Source organism: Nonomuraea sp. NPDC050153, from assembly GCF_044460125.1.
In the GTDB taxonomy this organism is placed as follows: Bacteria; Actinomycetota; Actinomycetes; order Streptosporangiales; family Streptosporangiaceae; genus Nonomuraea.
In genome coordinates this window covers 34,859-60,240 of sequence record NZ_JBITJQ010000053.1, presented here as the reverse complement: position 1 = coordinate 60,240, position 25,382 = coordinate 34,859, and the positions used below count along the sequence as shown (strand labels likewise).

General features: G+C 69.5%; 20 protein-coding genes and 2 pseudogenes. 9 read left to right on the top strand and 13 right to left on the bottom strand.

All coding sequences use genetic code 11. From position 1 onward, the window contains the following. Positions 1-223 precede the first annotated feature (223 nt). Complete coding sequence (locus ACIBQ1_RS58440; RefSeq protein ID WP_397291951.1) at positions 224-721, bottom strand: hypothetical protein; 498 nt, start codon at positions 719-721, stop codon at positions 224-226. Between ACIBQ1_RS58440 and ACIBQ1_RS58435 the strand changes: the two are divergent. Together ACIBQ1_RS58435 and ACIBQ1_RS58430 are read left to right on the top strand one after the other, a co-directional pair. Continuing rightward, positions 720-1,337, top strand: a pseudogene (locus ACIBQ1_RS58435) (tyrosine-type recombinase/integrase); the annotation flags it as partial. The gene ACIBQ1_RS58440 and the pseudogene ACIBQ1_RS58435 sit on opposite strands and share 2 nt — an antisense overlap. Before the next feature lie 587 nt (positions 1,338-1,924). Then, on the top strand, positions 1,925-2,188 hold the full coding sequence (locus ACIBQ1_RS58430) for a Tn3 family transposase (RefSeq protein WP_397291954.1): 264 nt from the start codon (positions 1,925-1,927) through the stop codon (positions 2,186-2,188). 232 nt (positions 2,189-2,420) lie between these two features. Here the strand turns inward: ACIBQ1_RS58430 and ACIBQ1_RS58425 are convergent, their stop codons facing one another. Beyond that, positions 2,421-3,203 (bottom strand): MerR family transcriptional regulator, encoded by a 783-nt coding sequence (locus tag ACIBQ1_RS58425; protein ID WP_397291949.1) that lies wholly within the window; start codon positions 3,201-3,203, stop codon positions 2,421-2,423. A 131-nt stretch (positions 3,204-3,334) separates the two neighbouring features. Continuing rightward, entirely contained in the window at positions 3,335-4,900 is a 1,566-nt protein-coding gene (locus tag ACIBQ1_RS58420; RefSeq protein WP_397291948.1) for a serine hydrolase domain-containing protein, read from the bottom strand. Positions 4,901-5,095: 195 nt separating this feature from the next. On the opposite strand from ACIBQ1_RS58420, the pseudogene ACIBQ1_RS58415 reads away from it, so the two are divergent. Then, a pseudogene (locus ACIBQ1_RS58415) lies at positions 5,096-5,629 on the top strand (recombinase family protein); the annotation flags it as partial. A gap of 255 nt (positions 5,630-5,884) precedes the next feature. Here ACIBQ1_RS58415 and ACIBQ1_RS58410 read toward each other — a convergent pair. Together ACIBQ1_RS58410 and ACIBQ1_RS58405 are read right to left on the bottom strand one after the other, a co-directional pair. Then, positions 5,885-6,376: an SRPBCC family protein gene (locus ACIBQ1_RS58410; protein ID WP_397291946.1), complete on the bottom strand. Its 492-nt coding sequence runs from the start codon at positions 6,374-6,376 to the stop codon at positions 5,885-5,887. 369 nt (positions 6,377-6,745) lie between these two features. Then, a complete protein-coding gene (locus ACIBQ1_RS58405; protein WP_397291945.1) occupies positions 6,746-7,099 on the bottom strand; it encodes a hypothetical protein in 354 nt (117 codons plus the stop codon). A gap of 331 nt (positions 7,100-7,430) precedes the next feature. Between ACIBQ1_RS58405 and lepB the strand changes: the two genes are divergently transcribed. After that, positions 7,431-7,958 (top strand): signal peptidase I, encoded by a 528-nt coding sequence (gene lepB, locus ACIBQ1_RS58400; RefSeq protein WP_397291944.1) that lies wholly within the window; start codon positions 7,431-7,433, stop codon positions 7,956-7,958. Further along, the gene (locus ACIBQ1_RS58395) at positions 7,942-8,541 is read left to right on the top strand and encodes a class I SAM-dependent methyltransferase (RefSeq protein WP_397291942.1); all 600 of its coding nucleotides are present in this window, start codon (positions 7,942-7,944) and stop codon (positions 8,539-8,541) included. Before lepB ends, ACIBQ1_RS58395 begins: the two co-directional genes overlap by 17 nt. Here ACIBQ1_RS58395 and ACIBQ1_RS58390 read toward each other — a convergent pair. Further along, positions 8,456-10,492 (bottom strand): heavy metal translocating P-type ATPase, encoded by a 2,037-nt coding sequence (locus tag ACIBQ1_RS58390; RefSeq protein ID WP_397291941.1) that lies wholly within the window; start codon positions 10,490-10,492, stop codon positions 8,456-8,458. The two genes, ACIBQ1_RS58395 and ACIBQ1_RS58390, sit on opposite strands and share 86 nt — an antisense overlap. A gap of 66 nt (positions 10,493-10,558) precedes the next feature. On the opposite strand from ACIBQ1_RS58390, the gene ACIBQ1_RS58385 reads away from it, so the two are divergent. Continuing rightward, entirely contained in the window at positions 10,559-10,954 is a 396-nt protein-coding gene (locus ACIBQ1_RS58385) for an ArsR/SmtB family transcription factor (protein ID WP_397291939.1), read from the top strand. A 118-nt stretch (positions 10,955-11,072) separates the two neighbouring features. Here the strand turns inward: ACIBQ1_RS58385 and ACIBQ1_RS58380 are convergent, their stop codons facing one another. From ACIBQ1_RS58380 to ACIBQ1_RS58360, 5 genes are all read right to left on the bottom strand, one after another. Continuing rightward, the gene (locus tag ACIBQ1_RS58380) at positions 11,073-11,858 is read right to left on the bottom strand and encodes an alpha/beta fold hydrolase (RefSeq protein ID WP_397291938.1); all 786 of its coding nucleotides are present in this window, start codon (positions 11,856-11,858) and stop codon (positions 11,073-11,075) included. Positions 11,859-11,920: 62 nt separating this feature from the next. Continuing rightward, a complete protein-coding gene (locus ACIBQ1_RS58375; RefSeq protein ID WP_397291937.1) occupies positions 11,921-12,595 on the bottom strand; it encodes a hypothetical protein in 675 nt (224 codons plus the stop codon). Then, on the bottom strand, positions 12,592-13,467 hold the full coding sequence (locus tag ACIBQ1_RS58370) for a carbohydrate ABC transporter permease (protein ID WP_397291935.1): 876 nt from the start codon (positions 13,465-13,467) through the stop codon (positions 12,592-12,594). The genes ACIBQ1_RS58375 and ACIBQ1_RS58370 overlap by 4 nt, the downstream gene beginning before the upstream one ends. Beyond that, entirely contained in the window at positions 13,464-14,465 is a 1,002-nt protein-coding gene (locus tag ACIBQ1_RS58365; RefSeq protein WP_397291934.1) for a carbohydrate ABC transporter permease, read from the bottom strand. Before ACIBQ1_RS58365 ends, ACIBQ1_RS58370 begins: the two co-directional genes overlap by 4 nt. Positions 14,466-14,487: 22 nt before the next feature. Next, a complete protein-coding gene (locus ACIBQ1_RS58360) occupies positions 14,488-15,828 on the bottom strand; it encodes an ABC transporter substrate-binding protein (protein ID WP_397291933.1) in 1,341 nt (446 codons plus the stop codon). Between the two features lie 276 nt (positions 15,829-16,104). On the opposite strand from ACIBQ1_RS58360, the gene ACIBQ1_RS58355 reads away from it, so the two are divergent. The 3 genes from ACIBQ1_RS58355 to ACIBQ1_RS58345 all read left to right on the top strand — a co-directional run bounded on the left by ACIBQ1_RS58355 (position 16,105) and on the right by ACIBQ1_RS58345 (position 21,351). Next, entirely contained in the window at positions 16,105-17,178 is a 1,074-nt protein-coding gene (locus tag ACIBQ1_RS58355; protein WP_397291931.1) for a LacI family DNA-binding transcriptional regulator, read from the top strand. 215 nt (positions 17,179-17,393) lie between these two features. Then, the gene (locus tag ACIBQ1_RS58350) at positions 17,394-18,407 is read left to right on the top strand and encodes a hydroxyacid dehydrogenase (protein WP_397291930.1); all 1,014 of its coding nucleotides are present in this window, start codon (positions 17,394-17,396) and stop codon (positions 18,405-18,407) included. Positions 18,408-18,498: 91 nt separating this feature from the next. Then, positions 18,499-21,351, top strand: coding sequence for a hypothetical protein (locus tag ACIBQ1_RS58345; protein ID WP_397291929.1), 2,853 nt, complete (start codon positions 18,499-18,501; stop codon positions 21,349-21,351). Positions 21,352-21,362: 11 nt separating this feature from the next. On the opposite strand, the gene ACIBQ1_RS58340 is transcribed toward ACIBQ1_RS58345, so the two are convergent. Further along, a complete protein-coding gene (locus tag ACIBQ1_RS58340) occupies positions 21,363-23,684 on the bottom strand; it encodes a glycosyl hydrolase family 95 catalytic domain-containing protein (protein ID WP_397291927.1) in 2,322 nt (773 codons plus the stop codon). Between the two features lie 17 nt (positions 23,685-23,701). Next, positions 23,702-25,351: a hypothetical protein gene (locus ACIBQ1_RS58335; protein WP_397291926.1), complete on the bottom strand. Its 1,650-nt coding sequence runs from the start codon at positions 25,349-25,351 to the stop codon at positions 23,702-23,704. Positions 25,352-25,382 lie beyond the last annotated feature (31 nt).

Below are 25,382 nucleotides of genomic sequence, written 5' to 3'. Positions count from 1 at the left end.
GAGCGACACGAACAGAAAGAGCGCAACTCCCAGCAGCTCACCGGCTGCGAGCATCAGCCTGCCTTACTCGACGCAGCCGCGTAACCCCCGAGAGATTTACGCAGACGACCACTTAGGCTGCGACGATGGACCGCGTAACCGACCTGCCGGAGAATGTTGCCGGAGGGCATCCTGCCTGGGTTTCGGCCGCAACCCAGCCCGCGGATCCGGACCAGGTGAACGGCTACGACGGCTTCGCCGAGGCGTATTCGGCGGAAACCGAGAGCAACATCTTGAACGAGTACTGGGCGCGGGCCTCGATCCTGGCCCTCGTCGGAGACGTGGCCGGCTGCGGCTCGGCAACCCGGACCTGCCGGAGGGGCAGATCGACAACGCCGCGTTCGTGCTGTGCGCGGTCATGCACCTGCACCAGGCGCTGCGGCGGCGTGATGTGTTCGCCGAAGGGTCGGAGAGGTGGAGCGACCCGCGCGCCCGGCTGCTGGACGGGGATGCGTGGCAGCAGGCGCGGCCGCGCATTCTCACCTCGTTGGAGCTGGAGATCGAACCCGCTGGGCATCTGACCGAGCTCGCCGGCGCGCTGGAGGGCGATTATGCCCGGGTGCTGGACGGGCTCGGCGCCAACACCGCGGTGCAGTTCGTCGGCGGCCGGCTGCAGATAGAGAAGCTCGGAGCGGCCGAGGATCCGCCGCTGATTAAGGAGCTGCGCGCTGCTGGACGACATGCTGCCGCGGCTGGATTTTCCCGAGCTGCTGCTGGAGGTGTTCGACCGCACCGGCCTGCCGGACGACTTCACCCACATCTCCGGCGCTGATGCGCCCATGAAAGGCTTCGGCGTCAGCCTGGCCGCGCTGATCGTGGCCGAGGCGTGCAACGTCGGCCTGGTGCCGATCGAGAAACCGAACGTGCCAGCCCTGACGAGGGCCCGGCTGCTGCAGATCGCCCCGTCGAAGCTCGACATGGAAAGACTGCTGCTGATCTCGCCGGAACTCGGCGAGGTGCTCACCGCGATCATCCACCGCGTCCGCGCCGCTAGGGCCGCCATTCCACTGGTGTCGGCCTACGACGCCAACGAACGGGTCTGGAGCTCACCGATGCCGTTCCTGTTCCAACGCCGTCACGGCCCCGAGCACCGAGCCATATCCCGCAACTACGTGCACAAATGCCTCGAACGGACGCTCGCCGCCAGCGGCCTGGCCGACGCCACCGGACAACCGCTCACCTTCAGCCCGCACGACTTCCGCAGGCTCTTCTTGACCGACGCCATCCGGTCCGGGCTCCCACCCCACATCGCCGCCAAGATCGCTGGCCATCGGGTCCTCGACACCACGATGGGATACGCCGCGATCTACCCCCAGGACGTCATCTCCCACCACCGGGCCTTCATCGCCCGCCGCCGATCCCTGAGACCCAGCGACGAATACCGCGACATCACCCCCGAAGAATGGCAGGAGTTCCTCGGCCACTTCGAACTCCGCAAGGTCGCCCTGGGCGTCTGCACCCGCGACTACGGAACCCCCTGCCAGCACGAGCACGCCTGTGTCAGATGTCCCCAGCTTGGGCCGGATCCGACCCAGATGCCGCGCCTCGAGGAGATCCACGCCAACCTCCACGACCGCCTCACCGAGGCGAAAGAGCACGGCTGGCTCGGCGAAGTGGCCGCGATCGAGGCCAGCCTCGCCGCAGCCGAGCAGAAACTCGCCACGATGCGCCAGCTCGCCGCCAAGCACACCACCGTCCACCTCGGCATGCCGGACTTCCGACCTGACGCCGGACGATCCAGCACCGCCACCTGGGCACTCCTCAAGCCATCGCACGACACGCCCACCGCTGGCACGACTCAAGATTCTTTCCAGTCACGCTCCGTGCCCGACCGCTTGAACTCCAAGTCGACCGGGCCTTTCAAGATCATTTCGGTTAAGATCAACTGGCGGCTCTTGGTCTTGTCGTCAACGCGGTCGCGCTGTGGAACTCGAAGTACCTGTCGGCCGCCGTCGACCAGCTGCGCGCCCACGGCATCCCGGTCAAAGACAAGGACGCCGCTCGGCTCAGCCCGCTTGGTCACGCCCACCTCAACGTCCTGGGCCGCTACGCCATCGCCTCCTCCGCGCCGGCCGAAGGGCTGCGGCAGCTCGGCGAGATACCCGACGTGCCTGAGGGCGAGGGCGGCGTGGACGAGGAGGTGGTGTAGCGGCCAGGATCGCGGCCAACGGCCGACGTTCTTGTCCTGAGGCTTTCCTTGAGCTGGACGGCGAATCGCCCGTCGTGCCCGGCCTGGCTGCGCGATCCTGTCCTTTTGGCCGCTCCGTCGAAGGACGCGTGGATGGCTGAGGCGATGCACCCAGCGTGGGACGAGCCGCTCCAGCGGCGTCTGCCGGCAGCCCCCGCCGGTCCCCGGGTCGAAGGACCGGGGACCGGCGCGGTCAGTGGGTGTCTGGTCTGGGGATATGGATGCCCGCAGCGCGGAGCTTGGCCTCGACGAGCGCGACCCCCCGGGCCGCGGCCGATCCCTGCTCTTCGCCGTGGTGGGCGATCAGGTGGTACCGGGCCGCGGCGTCGGTGCGGCCTTGCAGGCCGGTCACGATCTTCAGGTGTGCGGGGTTGGCGAGGAAGTGCTCGGCGATGGCAGCGGCGAGTTCGGGCAGGCGCGGATCGTCCGGCTCCCACGCCGTGGCTTCGATTGCGTGCTTGCTCAACGCGACGAAGCGGGGGTCGTCGAGGGCGTGCTCGACATGGGTGAGGAAGTCGTCGAATCCCTCAGGGACCAGGGCCCTGGCCAGCACCCAGCCCTCCCTGGTGGCCGCCACCTCCTCCGCGGAGATGCCGAGGCCGGACAGCCGCTCCAGCAGCGCCACGGCGTGGTCGGGCAGCAGGGCCCGGTCTCCGTCGGCGAGCCGGTGCAGCATGTCACGGCGCGCGATCAGCTCCTCGATCCGTTCGGTGAGCTGCCGTTCGACGTCGGTGAGCGCGGCGGCGAACTGGGCGGCGTCGGCGTCGAGCAGGGGCCCGATGTCGGCCAGCGGCACCCCGGCGGCGGCGAGCGTCCTGACCTGCACCAGCGGCAACAGCTCGGCCGATCCGTACCTGCGGTAGCCGGAGCTGTCGCGTTCTGGCTCCTTCACCAGGCCGAGCTTGTGGTAGTGGCGCACCGTCTTGACGGTGACGCCGACGAAGGCCGCCGCCTGCCCGATCGTGACTCCGTTCATCGGCAATATCCTGCCTTGTGCTCGAGCTCGGCGACCAGGTACAGCCCAGCCGAGCATGTGGCCCCGGTTCACGTTCTCCCTGATGCACGACCGGAAGGGGGCGCCTCTGGAGGCGTACGGGTCACAGGTGTTCAGTGCGCCGGCTGAGCCGGATCGGCCTGCTCGCCGCAGAACACCTCGTTGACGAGCCTTTGCTGGGCGTTCTGGACCGTTGTCGCTATGGACATGTCGGCGTCGTCCACCCAGTTCAGTACGGCGGTCATGGTTTTGCTGCCGTCGGGTGTGCCGTACATCAGCGTCGTGGAGCCGACCGTGCCGCCGTTGTGGGTGATGACGGTGCCGCCGCACTCCGTTTTCTGAACGATCACTCCCAGCCCGTACTCGAAGTTCGGAATGCCCGTGGCGCGCGGGGTGCACATCTCGGCCAGCAGCGGGGCCGGCAGGAGCTTGCCGCCTATCAGCGCGGTGATGAACGTGGCCAGGTCCTGGCTGGTCGAGATCATGTCACCGCCGGTGGAGACCCAGGAGGGGTTGTGGCGGGTGATGTCGATCGTCTTCTGCTGGCCGGCGTCCTCGTAGCGGTAGTAGATGTGGGTGTGTGGCTCAGGGAGCTCCGGCGAGGCGTCCGGCACCACCGTGCCCGACAGCCCGAGCGGCCCCAGGATCCGCTCCTGCATCTCCTCGGCCAGCGAGCGGCCGGTGACCTTCTCGATCAGCAGCCGGGCCAGCACGTAATTGGTGTTGGAATAGCTCCAGCCCGTCCCCGGCTCGAACCGCGCCGGCCTGGACAACGCCAGCTCCACCAGCTCCTGCGGCCGGTAGGTCTTGAACCGGTTGTCCACCCACTCCTTGCCCGTGGTGCCGTAGGGCACGGGGATCCCGTGCACGATCGACCCGTCGTCGTAGACCTCGCCGGTGAAGTTGAAAAGCCCGCTGGTGTGCTGCAACAGCATCCGCACCGTGATCCGGCGGTCCAGCCCGAACTCGGGCAGGTAGTCGGCCGCCGGGGTGTCCAGCTCGATCCTGCCCTCGGCCACTAGCTGCAGCACCAGGGTTGCGGTGAAGGTCTTGGTGTTGCTGCCGATCCGGGCATGTCCGTTGACCGGCGGCTTGGCGGTCCCGCCCAGCTCGGCTGCCCCGGCGCTGCCGGCCCACTCGCCCCGCTCATCGTGCACGCGCAGCGACACCCCGACGAAACCGGTATCGACGATCTCCTCAATCGCCTTCTGCAGCTCCGGGCGATCCTGCCCGGCCGCGGTTTCCGGCACGGCCCCGCTGTCCGCAACGGCCGCCCCGGCGGCGTCGAGGGCTTCGGTGATCTTGCGGGCCATCTCGGCCGTGGCGGGGCTCGGCTGGCCCTGGTGCATCTGGGCGGTTTCGACGGCGATGAGGACGGTGCTGCGGAAGTTGCCGGCCTCGGCCGGATCCTGCTGCTTCAGGAGGTTCATGGCCGTGGTCAGGGCCGGCAGCACGCGGTCGGCGATCTCGGCCACGGACTTGCCGGTCAGGTCCTTGCTTTTGGGGTAGTCGGCCAGCACATGCCCGATCAGGCCGGTGGCCGAGCCCAGCGCGATGCTGCCGGAGGTGGCGATCTTGTGAGGCTTGTCGGCCGCACCGGCGGCGGTCATCAGCGACACGGCGCCGTACGCGGCAATCCGCAGGGTGCTCTTGTCCTGATCGGAAAGGCTGATCGTCATGGTGGTTTGCCCTTCGACGTTGTTATGTCCGGGTCGGCGTCGCGCCGCTGCGCCGAGCTTCCACCCTGACCCAGGGTCAACCTCAACCGTGATCTAGCTCACATATGCATTGGGGTTTGAGACAGCTTTGGGAGCAGGACGCCGTCCCCCGCCGGGTGACAAGCGCATCTCGCGCGGGAGGTCCGGTGGTGTTCCGTGAGGCGATCCTCAACCGGAACACCAGCCGCCCGGGTAACCGCCCCAGGTCGGGGTGTTCCGTATAGGTGTTCCGCGAACCGTTCCGGTCAAGGCCCCCTATCCGGAACACTTGAGGGCGTGAACGGAGCACGTGTCGGCTACGCCCGCTGCAGCACCGACGAACAAGGCGTCACTATCCAGACCGAGCAACTGCTCGCGCTCGGCGTCCCAGCCGACCGGATCTACATCGACCGCGGCTTCTCCGGCACCACCCGCCGCAACCGAGGCGGCCTCGACCAGGGCCTGGCCGCCGTCTGGGACGGCAGCGTCTTCACGGTGACGAAGTTCGACCGGTTCGCCCGCAACATGGCCGAGGCCAACGACATCCTCACCGGACTGTCCGGCCGCGGTGTCCTGTTCGGCCTGGGCGCGTCCGTCTACGACTGGAACGACCCGTTCGGGCGGCTGTTCCTGCAGACCCTGGCTATGGTCGCCGAGTTCGAGGCCAACCTCGGGCACCTGCGCACCCGTGAAGGCATGGCCCTGGCCAAGAAGAACGGCAAGCTCAAGGGCAAGCAACCCAAACTGCCCGAACCCGCCCGACGCTCCATCCGCCGCCGCTACGCCGGGGGCGAGGTCTCCCTGGCGGACCTGGCCACCGAGTACAGCGCCGCAGCCATCCAGCCTCGCCGCCTTCGGCAACGGTCATCTCCGGACAGCGCCGGTGGAGCTTGCCCCAGCGGTCATCTACGAACGAAGGGAAGATCAACACGCCACGCCGTCAGACGCCTGACCAGTTACGGCAGATCAGTCCGTCGCTTCGCGGACGTCCTTTCCCTGCTCGGCGAACGCCTTGAAGTCCTGCATGTGCTGTTGCGACTGCTTGCGGAAGGCGCCGGGCATCAGAAGTCCCACCAGCTTCATCAGAAAGCCGCTGAACCGGTATTCGTTCTCGCTCTCCCAGAGCGTCGTTTCCGGGCCGGCTTCGGTCAGCCGTTCGCGCGCGGCGTTCCACATGCCCTCGCCGGCGATCTCGCGGTCGAAGTGAACGACGCTCGTTTTCGGGATCTCCCGCAGGTCTGCCGGTTCCCGGCGTGTGATGGTCTCGGTGAGCTCGATCTTCCGCTGGCCCATCTGCATCACGACCCGCGACTTGGTGCCGAGCTGCCCGTGCTCCCCACTCAGCGGCTCGTGCAGCACCAGGCCCCGCAGCCATTTCGGCAGGTGTGCCGGGTCGGCGATCAGCTGGAGCACCTTCTCCCGCGGCAGGGCGATCTCGATGGAGACGGTGTATTTCATGGGGCGCATCATTCTTTTCCTTTGGGACAACGTGCGCCGCGCACGGGGTCGCCGAGGATGTCGAACGCGTGCACGACGGAGATCGTGCCAGCCTACGCTTATATAAGTCAAGTCTGATACCTTGGCGCCTGATCCTGTCGGCGCCGCGGCATACAACGGCATCATGGACGCCTACGTCATGATGGTGGCCGCTCACTCCAACCGTGACCTGACGTCGCAGGAGTTCGAGCGCCAGGTGGCGATGATCAAGCCAGTCATGAACTGGGATCAGGCGACATGAACATGGCGGAAGCCGCCTGCCGATGATGACCCGTTCCCCTGGATGTGACGTGCCACGGTAAATGTCGCTGCTTCTGCTGCTGAGCGACTCTATCGCTTCTTCGTGGAGAGGCGCAGCACGGCCCGGCTGTCCGACAGGGACAGGGGGCGGATCTTGATGCCGTTGACGGTCACTGTCCCGTCCACCGAACCGGACGACTCGACACTGCTGCCGCCCGTGCCGCTCACAGCCAGCCCGTCCGCGGAGAAGCTGATGTACAGGCGAGTGAGACCTAACTTGGGGCTGACCCGGAACGAGACGCTCTTGGTCAGGGTGAGCTTGCAGTTGCCGTCGTAGCAGGCGCGCACGTTGGGCTTGGCGACGGCGGTGGTGGACGCTTGGGCGGCCGGGGTCAGGCCGGCGATCGCGACGATCGCGAGGGCGGCGATGACGGTGAAGCGCATGGCTCCTCCTCGGTGGGGGGTGCTGGTGACGGTAGTGTGCGCGGGGCCGGCCGGGACCGGTCCCCGCGTGACGGGACTCAGCGCCCGGGGTTCCACTTTTTCAAGGTCGTTTGAGGTGTGTGAGGGCCGCCCCGAGAACGGTCGTTTACGGGACCGGCCGAGCCGAGCCGGGCCACCTCGCGGTCGGCGTCTGTTTGGGTCGCCTACTCGCTGGTAACGCTACAGTGCACCAGGCGGGTCGACGGTGTGTGCCGCGGGGCGCGTGGACGCATGCCGAGGCAGGGGCGGTGAGCACGGCGTTATCTGACATGTTGTCGCGGATAATGCCCTGGTGATTCCTTTGCGTATGGTCGCCGTGGCGCTTGTCTTTCCGGCCCTGATTGCCACCGCAGGCTGTGGGCTCCTGAGTAAGGCTGCCGGCTGGTTCCGCATCACCATGACGAGCGAGTCGATGAAGCCGACCATCGAGATGGGGGCGGACCTCACTGTGCGGCGGACCGACGACGACTACGTTCCCCGCCTGGGTGAAGTCATCGCCTTCATACCGGGCGACTGGAGTGGCATCACCCCAGATGCCATGCACGTGTCGAGGGTCATCGGCGTACCGGGAAGCACTGTGGTCTGCTGTGATTCCCAGGGTCGGCTTCAGGTGGACGACAAGGCGCTGGACGAGCCGTACGTGGCCGCCCGACCCGCTTCGCATCTGCAGTTCAAGGTTCAGGTTCCACCCGGTCGGCTTTGGGTGATGAGCGACAATCGCCACATCGCTCTGGACTCTCGCGCTCACCGCGCTGACCCTGGGCAGGGCACCATCGCGGTCTCCGACGTCAGCGGCGTGGTGAGTGCGCCGAGTCAATGAGGGCCCTCTGTCGGCCGCGCTACGCGACCGCGGTGCCGTCGTCACCGGCGTCGACGCCAGCGCCGGGATGCTGGCGGTGGCCAGGCGGCGGCTCGGTGACGACGCGGACCTGCACGTGGTCGACCTGCGTGATCCGCTGCCGTTCGCCGACGGCTCGTTCGACGACGTGGTCGCGTCGCTGGTGCTGCACTACCTGGAGGACTGGGGGCCGACGCTGGCCGAGATGCGGCGCGTGCTCAGACCCGGCGGCCGGCTGATCGCGTCGGTGAACCACCCGTTCGTGGAGCACCTGACCCAGAGCCCTCCTCGGCCGTACCGCCCTCAGACGCCGGCTCGAACGGCAGCCGGCTCTGACACGGGTGGCGTGCAGGCCAGGGGCGCCGGTGTAGAGGAGTCGTACGGGCAGGAGCACGCCGGAGTCGAGCCGGTCGGTGGCGGGCCTGCCCGCCGAGGCCCAGGTGGGCCCCGGACGGGGACGAGTTCGGCGGCGGTCGTGGTCAGTTCTGCCGGCCCGCGGGCGTGGTCATGGTCATGGTCGAGGCTCGCCGCCAGGCGGCGTCGCGCAGCAACCGCAGCCCGTTGAGGCCGACGATGACGGTGGATCCCTCGTGCCCGGCCACGCCGAGCGGCAGCGGCAGGTCGCCGAACAGGTCCCAGGCCACCAGCACGGCGATGAAGGTGCCGGCGATCACGAGGTTGGCCACCACCAGGCGGCGGGCGCGCCGGGCGAGGGCGAGCACGGCCGGGACGGTGGCCAGTTCGTCGCGGGTGATGACCGCGTCGGCGGCCTCGAGGGTGAGGTCGGCGCCAGAGCGGCCCATCGCGATCCCGACGTGGGCGGTGGCCAGGGCAGGGGCGTCGTTGACCCCGTCGCCGACCAGCGCCACCCGCGCCTGGTGCTGCTGCAGTTCGCGCACCGCGCGCACCTTGTCCTCGGGCAGCAGGCCCGCCCGTACGTCGGTGATCCGGGCCTGGCCGGCCACCCGGTCCGCCGCCCGCGGGTTGTCGCCGGTCAGGAGCACCGGAGTGGTGCCGGTCAGGCCGGTCAGCTGCGTGACCACCTGCGCGGCGCCGGGGCGCATGCGGTCGGCCAGGCCGAGGACCGCGGCGGGGCGTCCGTCCAGGAGCATCAGCACGGCGCTGTGCCCGTCGTCCTCGAGTTCGGCCACCACCGCGCGGGCCGGTGCCGCGTCAGCGGACGTGGCCGGATTCAGCAGGTGGGCGGGGCTGCCGATATCGACCACCTGGCCGTCGACGCGGGCGCGCACACCTCGCCCGGGCAGGGCGGCGAACTCGGTGGCCGCCAGCAGCGGCAGCCCCTGGTGGTGGGCGGCAGCGACGATGGCGCGACCCAGCGGATGCTCGCTGCCCTGCTCGGCCGCGGCCGCGAGCGCGAGCAGCCGGTCGGCGTCCGTTCCCGCCTTCGCCTCGGGGTCACCCGCCGGGTCGGGCAGGGCGCGCAGGTGGGCCAGGTACGGGCGTCCTTCGGTCAGGGTGCCGGTCTTGTCGAAGGCGACGTGGGTGACGTCGGCCAGTTGTTCCATCACCACCGCGGACTTGACCAGCACGCCGTGGCGGCCGGCGGTGGCGATGGCGGCCAGCAGCGGCGGCATGGTGGCCAGCACCACCGCGCACGGCGAGGCCACGATCATGAACGTCATGGCCCGCAGCAGGCTGTCCTGCACCGGCGTGCCCCACAGCAGGGGCAGCGTGAACAGGGCGAGGGTGGCGGCGACCATGACGATGGAGTAGCGCTGTTCGACCTTCTCGATGAACAGCTGGGTGCGGGCCTTGGTGGCGCCGGCCTGCTCGACCATCGCCACGATGCGAGCGATCACCGTCTCGGACGCCGGCCGGGTGACGTGCACGCGCAGCGCGCCGGTGCCGTTCAACGTGCCGGCGAACACCTCGTCGCCGGTCTGCTTGTCCACGGGCAGGCTCTCGCCGGTGATGGAGGCCTGGTCGACGTCGCTGGCGCCGGCCACCACCCGGCCGTCGGCGCCGATCCGTTCTCCCGGCCGTACCAGGATGATGTCGCCGACCCGCAGGTCGGCGGCCGCCACGATCTCCTCCTCGCCGCTGTCGTCGACGCGGGCGGCCTGGTCCGGGGCCAGATCGAGCAGGCCGCGCACGGAGTCCTCGGTGCGTTTGGTGGCCACGGCTTCCAGCGCGCCGGAGGTGGCGAAGATGACGATCAGCAGCGCGCCGTCGAAGACCTGCCCGATCGCTGCCGCGCCTATGGCTGCGGCGACCATCAGCAGGTCGACGTCCAGCGTCTTCTCGCGCAGCGCCTTCAGCCCGGACAGGCCCGGTTCCCAACCGCCGGCGGCGTAGCAGGCCAGGTACAGGGTCCACCACAGCCAGGGCGGCGTCCCGGCCAGCTGGGCGAGGCCGCCGGCGGCGAACAGCGTGGTGGCGGCGATGGCCCAGCGCACCTCGGTCAGCGAGCCGGCCCCGGACCGCCACCAGGTGGCGGTCCGGGACGTCACTGCCGGTGTCGGGGCGGCGGGGGAAGGTCTCAGGTCTGTTGTCACCGAAGCATCGTATATGCGCACTCACGCAGATATGCAAGTGGTGAGGTTCAGGGATATGCTGACCTCATGCACACCTCGCTGACCGATTTCGACATGCCGAACGAGGAACAGGTGCACCTGGCCGCCGAGTCGTTCCGGCTGCTGTCCGACCCCACTCGCATCAAGATCCTGTGGGCGTTGCTGCAGGGCGAATCCAACGTCGCCTGCCTGGCCGAGCTGGCCGACGCCTCCCCCACCACGGTCAGTCAGCACCTGGCCAAACTGCGCCTGGCCGGATTGGTCAAGGGCCGCCGCGAGGGCACGTTCGTCTACTACAGCGCGGCCGACGAGCACGTGCGCCGCCTGCTCGCCCAGGGCCTCTACCACGCCGACCGCATCGACCGCGGTGTCCATGCCGACCATCCGGCCGACCATCCGGCCGACGATCAGGCCCCCGCCGCGACCGTCCACACCGCTTCCTGAGCCGGGATCGCCCTGCACGATCTGGATCGTCACCGTGTTGAGGCAGGCGATCGCCACGGCGCCCAGGCGCGGCGACCTCGGCGTGCGGGATGATCGCTGACCGGTTGAGCTCCTGGGGTCAGCCGGAAGTGTGCGGAGGCTGCTTCTCCTTCGGTAGCCGGTCCAGCCAGTCGGTGATCAAGCGGATGGTTCTGGCGGGGTGTTCCAGGTGCAGGAAGTGGCCGCTGCCTGCCCATGCCTCCACTCGCGAGCCGGGAGGCGCCGGCAGGGCCGCCTCCCACACGCTGGGCTCGGCCCGCGCGCGCAGACACAGCACCGGGCACCGGCGCCGGGCCAGGTAACGCTCGGACGCCGGCCGTGCCCCGAACGCGCCCGGCTCGGTGTAGAGGCCGGCGTAGCAGGCGGCGAGCACCGGTCCTGGAGTGGCCAGGACCTGATCGCGCACCCCCGGCGGCAGAGGGATGGGCGGGTCGAGCGCGGCCGCGGCGCCTTCGGCCCGCAAGCGCGCCAGGCGATCGTGGAAGCCCCCGGCCTCCTCGTCGTCGGCGCCGTAGGCCGGGTCGATCACGACGAGCGCGGTGACCAGGGCGGGATGTTCGACGGCGAGGGCGGTCACCACCTGTGCGCCCATCGAATGGCCGATGGCCACCACCGGTCCGGCCCCCAGCCGGGGCAGCAACTGAGCGAGATCGCCGGCGAGATCACCCGGCCGGTAGCCGTGCCGCGGCGCCGAGGACCGGCCGTGGCCGCGCAGGTCCACGGCGACAGTACGGTGATCACGGAAGTCGAGCGGTTCCCACACCCGCAGGTCACCACCCCACCCGTGAACGAGCAGCAGGGTCGGCTCACCCGCGCCGGTGTCCTGGTAGTGCAGCGTGATCTCGTCGAGGTCGGCGTATGGCATCTCATTCCCTTGGCAGGTCAGATCGGCCCGTCACGGATCCGTACGGTCCCCGGGGGCACCGGTCATGTCTTCTCGCGGGCTCGCGCGGCGAACTGCCAGGAGCGGTTGACGACGTCGACCGCTGTCGCCCACGCGGCGGGGACGAAGAGCAGGAGGCTCGGGCCGACGAGCGGAAGATTGGCGACGAGCACCGCTGTCAGCAGCAGAAACAGCCAGGCCAGCGGTATGTGGGGGCGGCGAGCGGCGGATTCGAGCACGATGCGCAGCGTCACCGCGAGCCCGCGCTGTCGCGTGTCCACGACCGTGGCGCCGATGAGGATCAGTCCCAGCAGCATCCCGACGGTCCCGGCGAGGACCGGCACGGCCGAGTTCGTTCCGCCGTAGAGAGCGACGTCGTACGCGAGAAGCAGGGCAAGTGCCGGCAGCGACCACCAGAGCATTCTCAGACCACGGGAGCTCCGCCGGATCGCACCGACGAACCGGCCCACAGGGCGGCCCGGGTACCGGCCCTCGCTCACCATCGCGTGCACGGTCGCCAGCAGTCCTCGAAGCGCCGGGCCCACCGGCATCAGGCTGAGCGCGCCGAGCCACAGCGCGCCATGGCTGGGCTGCCAGCCGATCAACCGCTCGAACAGGAAGTACGGCGCGCAGCACACGAGGAAACACGCCGACGCGACGAACAGATGCCAGGTGATGAGGGCGGTCCGCGCCACCGGCCCGTCAAGGCGTGCGCTCATCCCTTCACCGCGCCGATCGCCATGCCCTTGATGAAGTAGCGCTGGAACGCCATGAAGATGATCACTGAGGGGATGACCGCGAGGATCGCCCCGGTGTAGACGAGCTCCCACCGGGAGGTGAGCAGGCCGACCATCCGGTTGATCGCGACGTTGATCGTGCCCGCCGACGTCGAGTCGAGGAAGACCAGCGGGATGAAGAAGTCATTCCACAGCAGCAGCGCCTGAATGATGACGAAGGCTGATGTCACCGGGAGAAGCATCGGAAAGACGATGGACCAGAACGTGCGCAGCGGCCCGGCGCCGTCCATGTACGCGGCTTCCTCGACCTCGACCGGCACGGTCTTGATGAAGCTGCAGTACAGCAGGATGCCGAATGACGCCGACGCGCCGAGATGGACCAGGATCACGCTCGTGAGCGTGCTGTACAGCCCCACCTCGTTCATCCCTTTGACGAGTGGGATCATCCGCACCTGGAACGGGATCATGAGCCCGGCGATGAGGAACAGGTAGATCACGCGCGACAGGCGGCCCCCGATGCGCTCGATCCCGTACGCGGCCATCGGCACGACCGCGAGCAGCAGCACGATCGTGACGACCGTGATGATCAGCGTGTTGAGCACGGCCTCGCCGTAGTCGGTGTCCTGGAACAGCCGAACGTAGTTGTCGAGGCTGAACGAGGTCGGCAGGCCCATCGGGTCGCGCGTGATGTCGGCGTAGCCGCGGAACGAATTGAGCAGGGCGTACAGCACCGGGAAGGCGACCACCGCGACGAGAGCCGTGAGGACGACCATCGACACGATCTCGCCGGTCGTGAACCGGGCGCGCGGCTCTTTGCGACGCGTGCGAGGGCGGGCGGCGGAGGTGACGCTCATGCCTGGATCTCCCTGCTGCGCATGTACCGGTTCGCCGCCAGCGTGCTCACCAGCACGACGACGAACAGGACAATGGCGGCGGCGCTACCGTACCCGGCCCGGTACTCGCCGAAGCCGACCTTGTAGATGAAGAACGCCATCGTCTCGCTGACGAAGCCGGGACCGCCGGCGGTGAGGACCATGACCTGATCGAAGATCGTCCATCCGGCGATCACCGCGAGCGTGAGGTTGACCGTCACCGAACCGGCGAGCATGGGCCAGGTGACGTAGCGGAACACCTGCCGGCCCGAGGCGCCGTCGATGCGCGCCGCCTCGATCAGCGACGGCGGCACCGACTGCAGGTTGGCCAGGTAGATGAGCGTCGTGTTCCCGCCGAGCGTGAAACAGATGATGAACAGCAGGACCCAGACGACCAGGCCGCTGTCGCCGAGCCAGTTCCGCGCCCACGCCTCCACGCCCAGATCCCGCAGGGTCGTGTTCACGACGCCGAAGTTGTAGTTGAGGATGTACTTCCAGATGGTCGCCGCGATGAAGCCGCTCACCAGCGCCGGCAGGTAAACGGCGGTGCGGAACAGGCCCTGCCAGCGCCGGAGCCGGTCGAGCAGGAGCGCGACACCGAGCGAGATCGCGTTGATGATCAGCGCCGAGCCGAGGCCCAGCAGCAACGTGTTGGTGACGGCGTTCCAGAACCGCCCGCTGCCGAGGATCTCGCCGTAGTTGCGCAGCCCGATGTAGTCGTATGACGGGTTGACGCCGTCCCAGTCCGTCAGGCTGATCTGGATCGACTGCAGGGACGGCGCGATGACCATGACGGTGTAGACCACGAGCGCGGGCGCGATGAACAGGAACATGATCGTCCGGTGCCGCCGCGAGCGGCCGGCGCGGGCCGGCGGAGCGCCTCCCACGGGTGCCGCCCTGTCACTCGTGCCGCTCTTCGGCAGCACGGCCACGCCTGGGGAACGCTCGGTGGTCACGACCGGTGCCCTCTCGTCTCGCACATCCATCTCCCCGTGGTCCTGCTCAGCCCTGTTTGACGGTCTTGTCGAACTCGGCCTGCGTCTTGGCGATGGCCTGGTCGAGCGTGGTCTGACCGTCCTGCATCTCGATCCGCGCCTGGCGGAAGAAGGTGGCGAACGCGCTGAACCTGGTCGAGCGGGGATCGTTGTCGTACCAGACCAGCTTCGGGTTCTTGAGCAGGTCGAAGTAGTCCTGCGCCCCGGGCACCGACGTGTTGCGGGTGATCTCGGCCGACCGCTTGATGTTGGGGGCGATGCCGCCGCTCTTCTCCATGACGTTCGCGGCTTCCACCGAGTAGAAATAGGTCAGGAAGTCGACCGCCGCCTGATACTGGGCCCCGTTCTTCCGCGCCTGCGCGGAGATGGACAGGCCGGTGGCCGTCTCCCCGTTGATCGCGTTCTTCAGGACGTCGAGGTTGCCCTGGTCGTCCGGGATGATGAAGAGCCCCGCGTTGAACTTGGGGTCGACCTTCTGGATGTCGTTGAGGCGGCCGGTCCCCGCGGACGAGGTCGCCATGACGGCCTTGTGGTTGACCAGCAGGGTGCTGGTCTGCGCGTCGGTGGTGGACTGCCAGCCGTCCAGCACGAAGTTGTCGGTGATGTACTTCAGCCGTTCCAGAGGTTCACGCAGATCCTTGATCGAGGCCTTGCCCTCCTCCACCGCGTTCCAGAACCCGCCCTTGTCGCTCCACCGGGCGAAGACCGGAGAGGCCAGCGGCTTCCACAGCTGATCGCTCGGCCAGATCTCACCCGCCGCCGTCGCCAGCGGAGTGTCGCCGTTGGCCTTGACGGCCTGGAGCAGCTTGACGAACTCGTCGTAGGTGGCCGGCACCTTCAGGCCGTGCTCGGCGAAGTAGTCCTTGTCGTAGACGATGTTGATCCCGATCTCGCCGTTCAGCGGGCCCGCGGGGACGACGTACACGTTGCCGTCCTCGGCCTTGCCGTAGACGTTGTCGTCGAGCAGGGAGGTGACCTGGTCCGGGATCGGCGCCAGCTTGCCGGCGGCGATGTAGGTCCGCGTCTCCCTCATGTCGATGATCGCCGGCCAGTTGCCCGTGGCGTCCATCGTCTTGACCGCCGTAGCATAGTCCATGCCCCCGGCCAGCGGGTCCAGCCGCACGGTGGAGCCCTTGGCCTGCGCGTTGTACGCGTCGGCCACCGCCTTCAGGACGGTGTTGAACGTCTCGTCCCCGGCGGCGTAGGCGAAGCGGATCTCCGTCTTCCCCGACGATCCGGCGTTCCCTCCGCACCCGGCGAGCGCCCCGATCAGGCCCATGGCCGCGATAGCGGTGACCACCCGGCGTCCGGTTCGGGTCCGTTGTGCCGGAGTTCGCGGGTTGTGCATCTTCTTCTCCTTCGAAAGCCGCTGCGACGTGCGTTCACTGCCATCGCCCTGTCCTTCGAACTGGCCCCCGCAGCCATCGAACAGCGTGTGTCTCGGACGGTCGGCGCGCCCACGCTGCCGCGTTCCGCCGTCGTTTGCAACTAGTTTCAGAGCGGTAAATTACGAGTTGAGCGGCAGGCCGTCAAGAGGGCCGCAGGCACGGCGTCGCCGTCCGGCCGAACGTGACGCGCCCGGCTCCGCCGCCCCGCGTCGGCCAGGAGTCCTACAATGACCTGCATGACCGCGCCCACCAACGCTCCGAACCGGCGGCGCGGGACGCGCGGCCCGGCCCCGACCTCAGGGGCGAATCTGCGTGACGTGGCCGCCCGCGCGGGCGTCTCCCCGTCGACGGCCTCTCGCGTCTTCGCCGGCAGCCCGCTCGTGCGCCCCGACACCCGCGAGCGGGTCCTCGCCGCGGCCGAGGAGCTCGGGTACGTCGTCAACGGGCTGGCACAGGCCATGATGGGGCGGGGCCGGCGTTCGGTGGCCTTCCTCGCCACCCACATGATCGGCGCGACCTTCGCCGCGATGGCCGCCGGCGCCGAGAGCGTCGCCGCCGAGCAGGGAAACCTCTTCATCGTGAGCACCACGGGCGACGACGCCGCGCGAGAGCGCGACCTGATGGAGACGCTGCGCGAGCAGCGGGCCGCCGCGGTCCTGTTCGCCGGTTCGACGGCGACCGGCGTGGAGTTCGAACGGCGCATCGCCGAGTACGCCCATGACCTGGAGACGATCGGCGCCCGGCTCGTGCTGTGCGGACACCCGGCCATCCCCGCGCTGCCGAACGTCCTGTCGGTCGACTACGACCAGGTCGGCGGCGTGCGCACCGCGATGAACCACCTCACCTCGGCGGGCCACCGGCGGATCGCCTTCATCGGCACGCACCCGAACAAGACCTCCCCGTTGCAACGCCTGCGCGGATACGAGCTGGGCCTGCGGGATGCCGGCCTGACGGTCGATCCATCGTTGGCGCTCGAGTGCCCCAACGAGACCGAGGCCGCGGCGCACGCGTCCCAGGAGCTCCTGCGCAGATCAGACCGGCCCACGGCGGTGGTCGGGGTCACCGACGGCGTCGCCATCGGCGTCTACCGCGCCGCGCGGAGCCTCGGCCTCGCGATCCCGGCCGACGTCGCCGTGGTGGGCTTCGACGACGCCCCGCACATGGTCGACCTCACACCTTCGCTGACGACCGTCCGGGCACCGTTCTGGGAGGTCGGTGTCCGCGGGGCCCGGCTGGCGCTGGGCCTCGACGAGGCCACCGGCCATGTGGAGCTGCCGAGCCGGCTGGTCGTCAGGGAGTCCGCACCCTGATCCGCGAGCCGGTGGAGCCCGCCCCGGCGGGCTGAGGTTCGCCGGCTCGATCCCTGCGTCATGCGCCAGAGCGGGACAACCATGGCCCGACTCACGTCGGCGGTGTTACGGGCTTGTTGCGCGGGCAAGTCAATGATACTAGTTTCATAACTCGCTCCACGCAGCCGGCAGACCGGCTGCCGGCGTCCTGATCCCCCCGTCGAACCAGGAAAAGAATGCCTTCTGCCCCGCTGCCCGCAGCCCTGTTCGCGATGGACCCGGTGCACCTTCCCGCGCTCTTCCCGCCGCCGCTGATGGAACGGCTGCGGGAACTCGCGCGGATCGACCCGGACCTCGTCGTGCGCGATTTCGCCGACCCGGCGCCGGCCGCCGCGCTGGCCGAAAGCGAGGTGCTGATCACGGGTTGGGGCTGCCCGCGCATCGACGACGCCGCGCTGGCGGCCATGCCCAGGCTGCGGATGGTCCTGCACGCGGGCGGCAGCGTCCGGCACCTGGTCGGGGAGGCGTTCTGGCAACGCGGGCGCACCGTTTCCAGCGCCGTGCAGGCCAACGCCCTGCCGGTCGCCGAATACACCCTCGCCGTCATCCTGCTGGCCGGCAAGGGCGTCTTCACGCTGGCGGAGCGTTACCGGCTCGGGCACGCCCGCCCCACCGCCGGCGACGTCTCCGGCCTGGGCAATCTCGGCCGGCGCGTCGGCGTCGTCGGCGCCTCCCGCGTCGGGCGTCGGGTGATGGAACTGCTGCGCCCCTTCGACCTGGCACTCTCGCTCCACGACCCGTACGTCGGCGACGCGGCAGCCGCCGCGCTCGGAGCCGTACCACTGGCACTCGACGACCTGCTGCGCGGCAGCGACATCATCACGCTGCACGCCCCCGACACCGCCGAGACGTACCGGATGCTGGACCGGGCGCGGCTGGCGCTGATCCCGGACGGCGGCGTGCTGATCAACACCGCCCGCGGCAACCTGATCGACCACGAGGCGCTCACCGACGAGCTGGCAAGCGGCCGGATCAGCGCGGTGCTCGATGTCACCGTCCCCGAGCCCCTGCCTGCCGGCTCCCCTCTCTACCGGCTGCCGAACGTGTTCCTCACCCCGCACATCGCCGGCTCCATCGGCAACGAACTGGAGCGACTCGGCCGCACCGTCGTGGCCGAGCTGGAACGCCTTGCCGCGGGACTCCCGCTCGCCCATCAGGTGCGGCCGGCCGACCTCGCCACCAGCGCCTGATCGCACGATCCGCCTCCGCCCCACCGGGCGCGTCCCACGCCGCAGCACGAGCGGCCGGTCGGCGCGCACTCACCCCCGAAGGAGCATCGCCATGTCCCAACCCTTGGACCGCAGATCCGTCCTCAAGCTCGCCGGCGGCGCGGCCGCCGCCACCGCGGGCGGCCGGCTGTGGCAGCCCGGTCCCGCCGGCGCGGCCACGGCCCCGCTCGCCGGCGCGGCGGGCGCGCTGGACACGGTCGTCTTCGGCGATCAGAGCTCCGAGACCGCTCATCGCCTGGTCGCGAACGCCTCGGACGTGCTGACGGGAGGTCTCGGCCAGCCGTCCCGCGTGCTGAAGCCGTTGGAGACAGCCGGATTCTTCGGCGGCACGGTGACCGTGACCATGGCCTGCCGCCCCACCGGCCCCACCTACGTGACGATCAAGCTTTGGGGTGGGGACGCCGGCGAGGAGATGGGCCGCCTGCAGCTGTTCGCCGAGGGCAGGCAGGTCGGCCACTACCACCTGGGCGCGGTGGACCCGCTGGACATCGCCGGGTGGGAGCCGCGCACGCCGGGCCGCTTCTACTTCCACACGCTCCCGCTGCCGCCCGAGCTCACCGCGGGCAAGACCAGCCTCACCTTGGAGATCCGCTCGATGGGACGGATCCCGGTCTACGCCAACACCCCGGAGACCTACTTCCGGGGCCTGACCCGCCCGTCCCGGGGCATCTACCGCCTTTACACTCATCAGCAGCCGTACTTCGACCTCACCTCCGGCGACCTGACCGGCTCGATCGCCGACGCGCCGGTGCGCACCACGCCCGGCCGGGAAGTGCTGGACACGATCGACGCCCGCGTGGCCGCCCGGGTGCGCACCGAGCTCAACCGCACCTCGGTCCAGGGCAACATGGACTACCTCGACGTCCTGGCCCGCGCCTACGACCTGCCGTACACCGAGGCCCACCGGAACCCGGCCGTGGCCGCCCAGATCGTGCAGAGCGTGGACGACTACTACCGCCGATACCTCGCCGACCCGGCGGTGGTCGAGGGCAACTGGATGGGCGCCGGCATCGTCGCCCAGTTCCTCCTCCAGCTCGGGAAGACCCTGACCGCGCGGCTCGACGCCCCGCTCACCGGGGAACCCGCGGTGATCAACAATCCGGGCTTCGACGACGGCCACGGCTATCCCACCGGCTGGCGCGGCAGCACCTGGACCGGCTCGGGCACGGCCACCCGCGACGCCACCGTGACCCGGAGCGGCGCGGCCTCAGCGAAGATCACCGTCCCGTCCGCCGGCGTCGTCGGCCTGGTCCCGCACAGCAGGATCCCGATCGGTCCCGGCACCCACGCCTACTCCGCCTGGATCAGGACCGAGAACGTGAGCGCCGACGGCGCCTACCTGGACGTGCTCTTCTTCGACGCCGCCGGGAAGGTCGTCGGCGCGGAGAAGAAGGTCTTCGCCGCCGCCGGCACGCACGACTGGGAACAGGTCAGCACCGCTCTGGACACTCCGGCCGGCGCCGTCGCCGTGGAGCTCCAGGTCCGGCTCAAGGGCCCCGGCACCGCGTGGTTCGACGACCTGGCGCTCACGCCGCCCGCCGGCTCGCCCTACAGGCCGGTCGTCCGCCGCGACGCCTGGCGCGAGCTGCTGCTCGGCAGCCGCGAGTACTGGCGCAGGAACCGCCGCTCGTACACCAACCAGGCGATGATCGTCGACCTCGGCATCTACCTCGCCGACCGCGGCCTGGAGCTCCTCAGCGCCCCCGAGGCCTGGGGCGAGAAGCGGGCGCGCCGCTACCTGTACGAGGCCGTCGGCCTGACCCCCTGGCTGGGCGCCGAGGACGAGCAGGGCACCCCCAGCCGGCCCCTCGGCGGGTCCTACTACCAGGTGACCAAGAAGGGCCTGTCCAAGGAGCTCGGGTACGTCGGCAGCTACGGCGAGCTCCAGGGCTGGCTCCGGCTCGTCTACGAGGTGGTCACCGTCTTCGGCGGCGTCCGCGACGACCGGCTGCGCGATCACCTGATCAAGATCGCCAAAACCCGCGGCTACTTCCACCACCCCGCCCTGGACGCGGACGGGTATCGCACGATGCGGCTGGAAGCGCTCACCGGCTGGCGTGACCCGCTGTACCCGGGGAAGCGCGTCTACGACCAGGGCCAGAGCTGGGAAGGGCAGCCGATGCAGCTCGCCGCCCTGCTCAAGGACCCCGACCTGATCGCGTACACCCGCCAGGCCATCGCCGACAACCAGCTGTTCAGCATCCTGCTCGACGCCCACAACGCGGCCAACAGCGCCGTCGTCGACCGGAACCTGCTGTCGGTCAGGCGCGACTACGAGGTCATCACCACCGCCTCCGCCGGCAAGCGCCCGCTGCCCATGACCCCCGGGCAGCCCGGCCTCGTCTTCGCCGACGAGGAGAACGGCGTGGTCGCCGTCAAGCACGGGGACGAGATCCTCTACGTCTCCCTCTACTGGCGGGCTCGCTGGGGCGTCAACCGCCTGGCCCGCATCCACCACATCACCCCCGACGGCGTCGAACGTTCCGGAACCGTCTGGCAGGAGGTGGAGGTCATCGGCGACGGCCGCGTCCACACCGAACCCGACTGGGTCAACTGGGAGTTCTCCGTCGGTGCCGACGCGCCCATCCCTCCCGGCGGCTTCCCGCCGCCCGGCGAGCCTGTCCATCAGGCGTTCGCCGGGCAGAAGCTGCCCCTCGCGGCCGCGCCGCCGGACGTGCCCGCCTCCCCTCTCGGGCAGGAGACCCCGTTCGTCGGGCGGGCCGCCTTCTACCGGTGCCGGTACGGGCCGTATCTCATCGCCATGAACACCACCGGCAACCGCAGGTACACCTTCACCACCAAGGGCTTCGGCCCTTCGGTGAACCTCGTCACCGGCGCCGGGGTCCGTGACGACGCCACGCTGACGGTGCCACCTGGCACCACCGTCGTGCTGCGTCGCCGCTGACCGGATCCGCGTCACCTCTCACTTGTCGTCGTACGGGCCGTGTAGCGACGGGCGGGCAGGCCGTCCCAGGTCAGGCGGCGCCGTCCGGGGATCGCTCCCTCGGCCTCGGCATGAGGCACGAGGGTGCCGTCCTCGTCGACGATGGTCAGGGGCGGAGTGTCGCCGGGTATGTCGAGGATCGCCGGACCGGGGCGGCCGATCGTGATGTCCGCGCCCACCAGTGTCCCCGCTCGCCAGGTGAGGCCGACGCGGTGTCCGCCGCGGCACCGGACGCCGCGGACGGATCCGCTGTGCCAGCTGGGCGGCAGCGTCTTGAGCAGGCTGATCATCTGCTCGTGGCTCTGGACGAGCAGCTCGGTCATGCCCGCGACGGCGCCGAAGTTGCCGTCGATCTGGAAGATGTGGCCGCCCGGCCAGCTGCCGTGGGGATGCAGGTCGAGAAGGGACTCGGAGCTGAGCTCGTCGAGGAGGATCGAGATCGACCGCTCGGCGAGCTCGGCGTCGCGCAGCCGGGCGGCCAGGCACAGGATCCACGCCTGGCTCCAGCCGGTGTGGCCGCTGCCGTTCTCCAGCCGCGTGCGCAGCGCGCGTCGCGCCGCGTCGAAGTCGCGCGGAGTGCCGGTTTCGGTGATGCGCGTGCCTGGATACAGGCCGTAGAGATGGGAGACGTGGCGGTGCCCGGGTTCGTGCGAGGGGCGCTCGCCGTACCACTCCAGCAGCGCGCCGTCGTCGCCGATGGCGACCGGACGCAGGAGGGCCAGCGCCGAGCGGGCGCGCTCGGCGAGGTCGTCGGAGGCCAGCCGGGTGTAGCGGGTGAGCACCTCGTGGATGAGTTCCTGATCCATCGCCGCGCCCTCGGAGGTGGCGGCGTCGGAGCCCGCGACCAGGAAACGATGCTCCGGCGAGGTCGACGGGCTCATCACGAGCCGGCCGTCCTCGTCGGGGACCAGCATGTCGAGGGCGAACTCCGTCCCGGCACGCAGAACGGGGAGCGCGAGGTCGCCGGCGCCTCCGTACTCCGCGTGGTCCCACGCGTGGGCGGCCAGCCACAACAGCGCGGAGGGCCACGTGGTGAACCAGGGCTCGCCGATCACGGGCGTGGTGAAGCGCCAGATGTCGGTGTTGTGGTGCGCGGCCGATCCGGCGGCCCCGTAGTAGCGCCGCGCCGTGGTCGCGCCGGTGGCGACCAGGTCGCGGATCAGGTCGAGCAGTGGCCCGTGCAGGTCCTGCAGGCCCGTGGGTTCGGCGGGCCAGTAGTTCATCTGAACGTTGATGTTGGTGGTGTAGTTGCAGCTCCAGCCGGGGCGGACGTCGGCGTTCCAGATGCCTTGGAGATTGGCGGCCTGGGTGCCCGGACGCGAACTGGAAATCAGCAGGTAGCGGCCGTAGTGGTAGAAGAGCTCGGCGCGGGCGGCGTCCGGCGAGGCGGACAGGTCCAGGTCGACCCGGTCGAAGTAGCCTCGGTAGTCCTCGATGTGCCCGGCCCGCAGCTCGGCCGTGCTGCTGGCCAGCGCGGACGCGACGGGCCCGCGCGCCTGCTCGGCGAGTGCCGCGAGGTCGGCGCTGGGGCGCTGGTCGAAGCCGCGGAAACCGCCGGCCGCCGAGGCGATGAGGCGGACCTCCCCCGAGGCGGTCCGCTGCAGGGCCACCGCGACGGCGAAGCCCATGCCGGCGGCGACCGTCCCGTCCTGGTCGGGCTCGTCGTCGGCGTAGACGATCGCGTTCTGCTGGTCGACGTAGTTGGGCAGGACGTGCGCGGGCACCCTCCCTGTGGCCACCAGCCAGCGCGCGCCGCCCTCCTCGAATTCGGACACCTGGACGCCGGGGTGCGGGGAGGTGAACGAGGGCGGCGCGAGCGGCTCGGCGCCGGTCACCGAGGCGACGAGCACGTTGGCGGGCGCCGAGACGAAGGCGGAGAGCTCGACCGGGCCGCCGTCGCCGCGGTGGCGCGTGGTGGTGATCGCCTGGGCGAGATCGAGCTCCCGGCCGTAGTCGTCGGCCTGGCCGGTGGTGGCGTAGCGCCAGTCCAGCCGGCCGAGCGGCTGGTAGGACTCGGTCCAGCCGGGCCCCTGCATCCGTCTGGCCAGGCCGTCGGCCTGGACGAAGTCGCCCTTGCGGATGACTTCGCGCAGCTCCGGCAGGAGCAGGCTGGGCGCGGGCCCTTCTTCGGCCGGCAACGGGCCACCTGACCACAGCGTGTCGAGGTTGAGGTCGAAACGCTCGGCGCCGGCGCTGCCGTGGAGCATCGCGCCCAGAGCGCCGTTGCCCAGAGGGAAGCCGTCGTGGAAGTGGGCGGCGGGAGTGGACAAGCGGATGCGGTGGCGTGCGGACATGGGGCTTCTCTCTGTGCTTATCGGCCCTGGTAGGCCTGCTGCTGAAGTTCGAGGTAGCGGGGAAGGCCCAGATCGTTCAGGCCCTTCAGATAGGCGTTCCAGGCGACGTCGTCGTCGATGTTCTTCTGTCCGGTGACGAACTGCAGGCTGGACTGGGTGGCGAAGTTCTCGATGTTGGTCTGCAGGGTCGCCACCTCGTTGGCGACGTCCGGCGAGATCCAGACGTTCCAGTACGGGTAGATCTGGTCCTTCGGCTCCTTGCCTTCATACAGCTTGGTGGCGTCGAACAGTCTGCGCTCGTACCCGTCGGGGCTGTAGACGTCGGTCGCCTGCACCTGCGCGTTGCGGAACTCCTTGGGGGCGTAGTACTGCGCCATGGCGCCCCACGGTCTGGCCGCCTTGTCGGCCTGGACATCGGGCTTGGCGGGAATCGTCTTGAACAGCGGTGTCAGCTTCTCGTCCAGCGCGACGTCGCCGGGGCCGGGCTTGGTCCACCAGACGCCTTCGTCGCCGAACTCCCCGAGCAGATGGCCCTCGGTGGTGAAGACGTAGTCCAGCATCTTGATCGCGGAGATCCGGGTCTGCTCGCTCGCCTTGCTGGTGATGACGAACGCGGCCCCGGGGACACTCGGCAGATTGTAGGCGGTGTACCGGACTCCGGTCGGGCCGGCCAGCGGTGGCACGGCGTCGTAGTGCTTGCGGCGGTCGTCCTTCAGCCCGTCCGACACGAGAATGCCCGGATGCTGCACGGTCGCGGCACCCACGATCGCCGCGTCGGCCTTGCTGCCCGTGGCCTTCAGAGCGTCCCGGTTCTGGGTGAAGGCCCCCTTGTCGATGAGCCCGTCCTTGTACAGGGAGGCGACGTAGCGCAAACCCTCGCGCCATCCGGGCTGTGCGGGCTGGTATTGCACCTTGCCGTTGCCCAGCGCAAGGGTCGAGGGGTAGGTGCCACCGGCCTGCGGGTCGTACAGGAAGGCGTTCATGAAGTACGACAGCAGCGTGTCGGAGGTGCTGCCGCTGAGCGGGATCTCGTCGGCCTTGCCGTTGCCGTTGGGGTCCTTGGTCTTGAACGCCTTGAGGACCTCCCGCATCTCCTCCGTCGTGGTCGGCTGTTTCAGGTTCAGCTTCTTGAGCCAGGCGGAGTTCATCCACAGCTTGGCCGAGTAGGAGCAGTGGAAGCAGTCGTTCCACTGCGGCAGGCCGTAGATCTTGCCGTCCGGCGCGGTCGCCATCTTCTTGTATTCGGGCGACTGCTCGAAGGCCTTCTTGATGTTCGGCGCGTACTTGTCGATCAGGTCGTTGAGCGGCACCGGGACACCCTGCTTGGCCAGGCGAAGCAGCTCCGACTGGCTGAACACGTCGACCCACGCGATCAGCATGTAGACGTCGGGGAAGTCGCCGCTGGCCAGGGAGATCTGCCGCTTCTCCTTGGCCGCGGCGGCGTCGTAGGTGGTGGTCTCGAACTGGAGCTTGATGCCGAACTTCTGCTGGAGATGTCTGGTGAACGTGCTGTTGGCGAGGTCGTACTCGGGTCCCTGGGGCGCGAATATGGTGATCGCGTTCGATGCCTGCTGCTGCTTGTCCTCCTGAGCGCCCGAGCAGGCGGCCAGTGACAGCAGGCCCGTGGCGGTGAGGACGGCGAGCGGCTTTCTGATTGTGGACAACATGTCAGCACCTCGTGTGGCAGTTGGGGGGTGG

Bases quoted from the DNA above. Each gene is read 5' to 3' on its own strand.
- ACIBQ1_RS58440 (WP_397291951.1), bottom strand. From the start codon at position 721: ATGTCGTCCAGCAGCGCGCAGCTCCTTAATCAGCGGCGGATCCTCGGC.
- ACIBQ1_RS58420 (WP_397291948.1), bottom strand. From the start codon at position 4,900: ATGACGATCAGCCTTTCCGATCAGGACAAGAGCACCCTGCGGATTGCC.
- ACIBQ1_RS58385 (WP_397291939.1), top strand. From the start codon at position 10,559: ATGCACACCTCGCTGACCGATTTCGACATGCCGAACGAGGAACAGGTG.
- ACIBQ1_RS58410 (WP_397291946.1), bottom strand. From the start codon at position 6,376: ATGAAATACACCGTCTCCATCGAGATCGCCCTGCCGCGGGAGAAGGTG.
- ACIBQ1_RS58345 (WP_397291929.1), top strand. From the start codon at position 18,499: ATGTCCCAACCCTTGGACCGCAGATCCGTCCTCAAGCTCGCCGGCGGC.
- ACIBQ1_RS58370 (WP_397291935.1), bottom strand. From the start codon at position 13,467: ATGAGCGTCACCTCCGCCGCCCGCCCTCGCACGCGTCGCAAAGAGCCG.
- ACIBQ1_RS58350 (WP_397291930.1), top strand. From the start codon at position 17,394: ATGCCTTCTGCCCCGCTGCCCGCAGCCCTGTTCGCGATGGACCCGGTG.
- ACIBQ1_RS58355 (WP_397291931.1), top strand. From the start codon at position 16,105: ATGACCGCGCCCACCAACGCTCCGAACCGGCGGCGCGGGACGCGCGGC.
- ACIBQ1_RS58405 (WP_397291945.1), bottom strand. From the start codon at position 7,099: ATGCGCTTCACCGTCATCGCCGCCCTCGCGATCGTCGCGATCGCCGGC.
- ACIBQ1_RS58360 (WP_397291933.1), bottom strand. From the start codon at position 15,828: ATGCACAACCCGCGAACTCCGGCACAACGGACCCGAACCGGACGCCGG.
- ACIBQ1_RS58335 (WP_397291926.1), bottom strand. From the start codon at position 25,351: ATGTTGTCCACAATCAGAAAGCCGCTCGCCGTCCTCACCGCCACGGGC.
- ACIBQ1_RS58380 (WP_397291938.1), bottom strand. From the start codon at position 11,858: ATGCCATACGCCGACCTCGACGAGATCACGCTGCACTACCAGGACACC.
- ACIBQ1_RS58425 (WP_397291949.1), bottom strand. From the start codon at position 3,203: ATGAACGGAGTCACGATCGGGCAGGCGGCGGCCTTCGTCGGCGTCACC.
- ACIBQ1_RS58340 (WP_397291927.1), bottom strand. From the start codon at position 23,684: ATGTCCGCACGCCACCGCATCCGCTTGTCCACTCCCGCCGCCCACTTC.
- ACIBQ1_RS58375 (WP_397291937.1), bottom strand. From the start codon at position 12,595: ATGAGCGCACGCCTTGACGGGCCGGTGGCGCGGACCGCCCTCATCACC.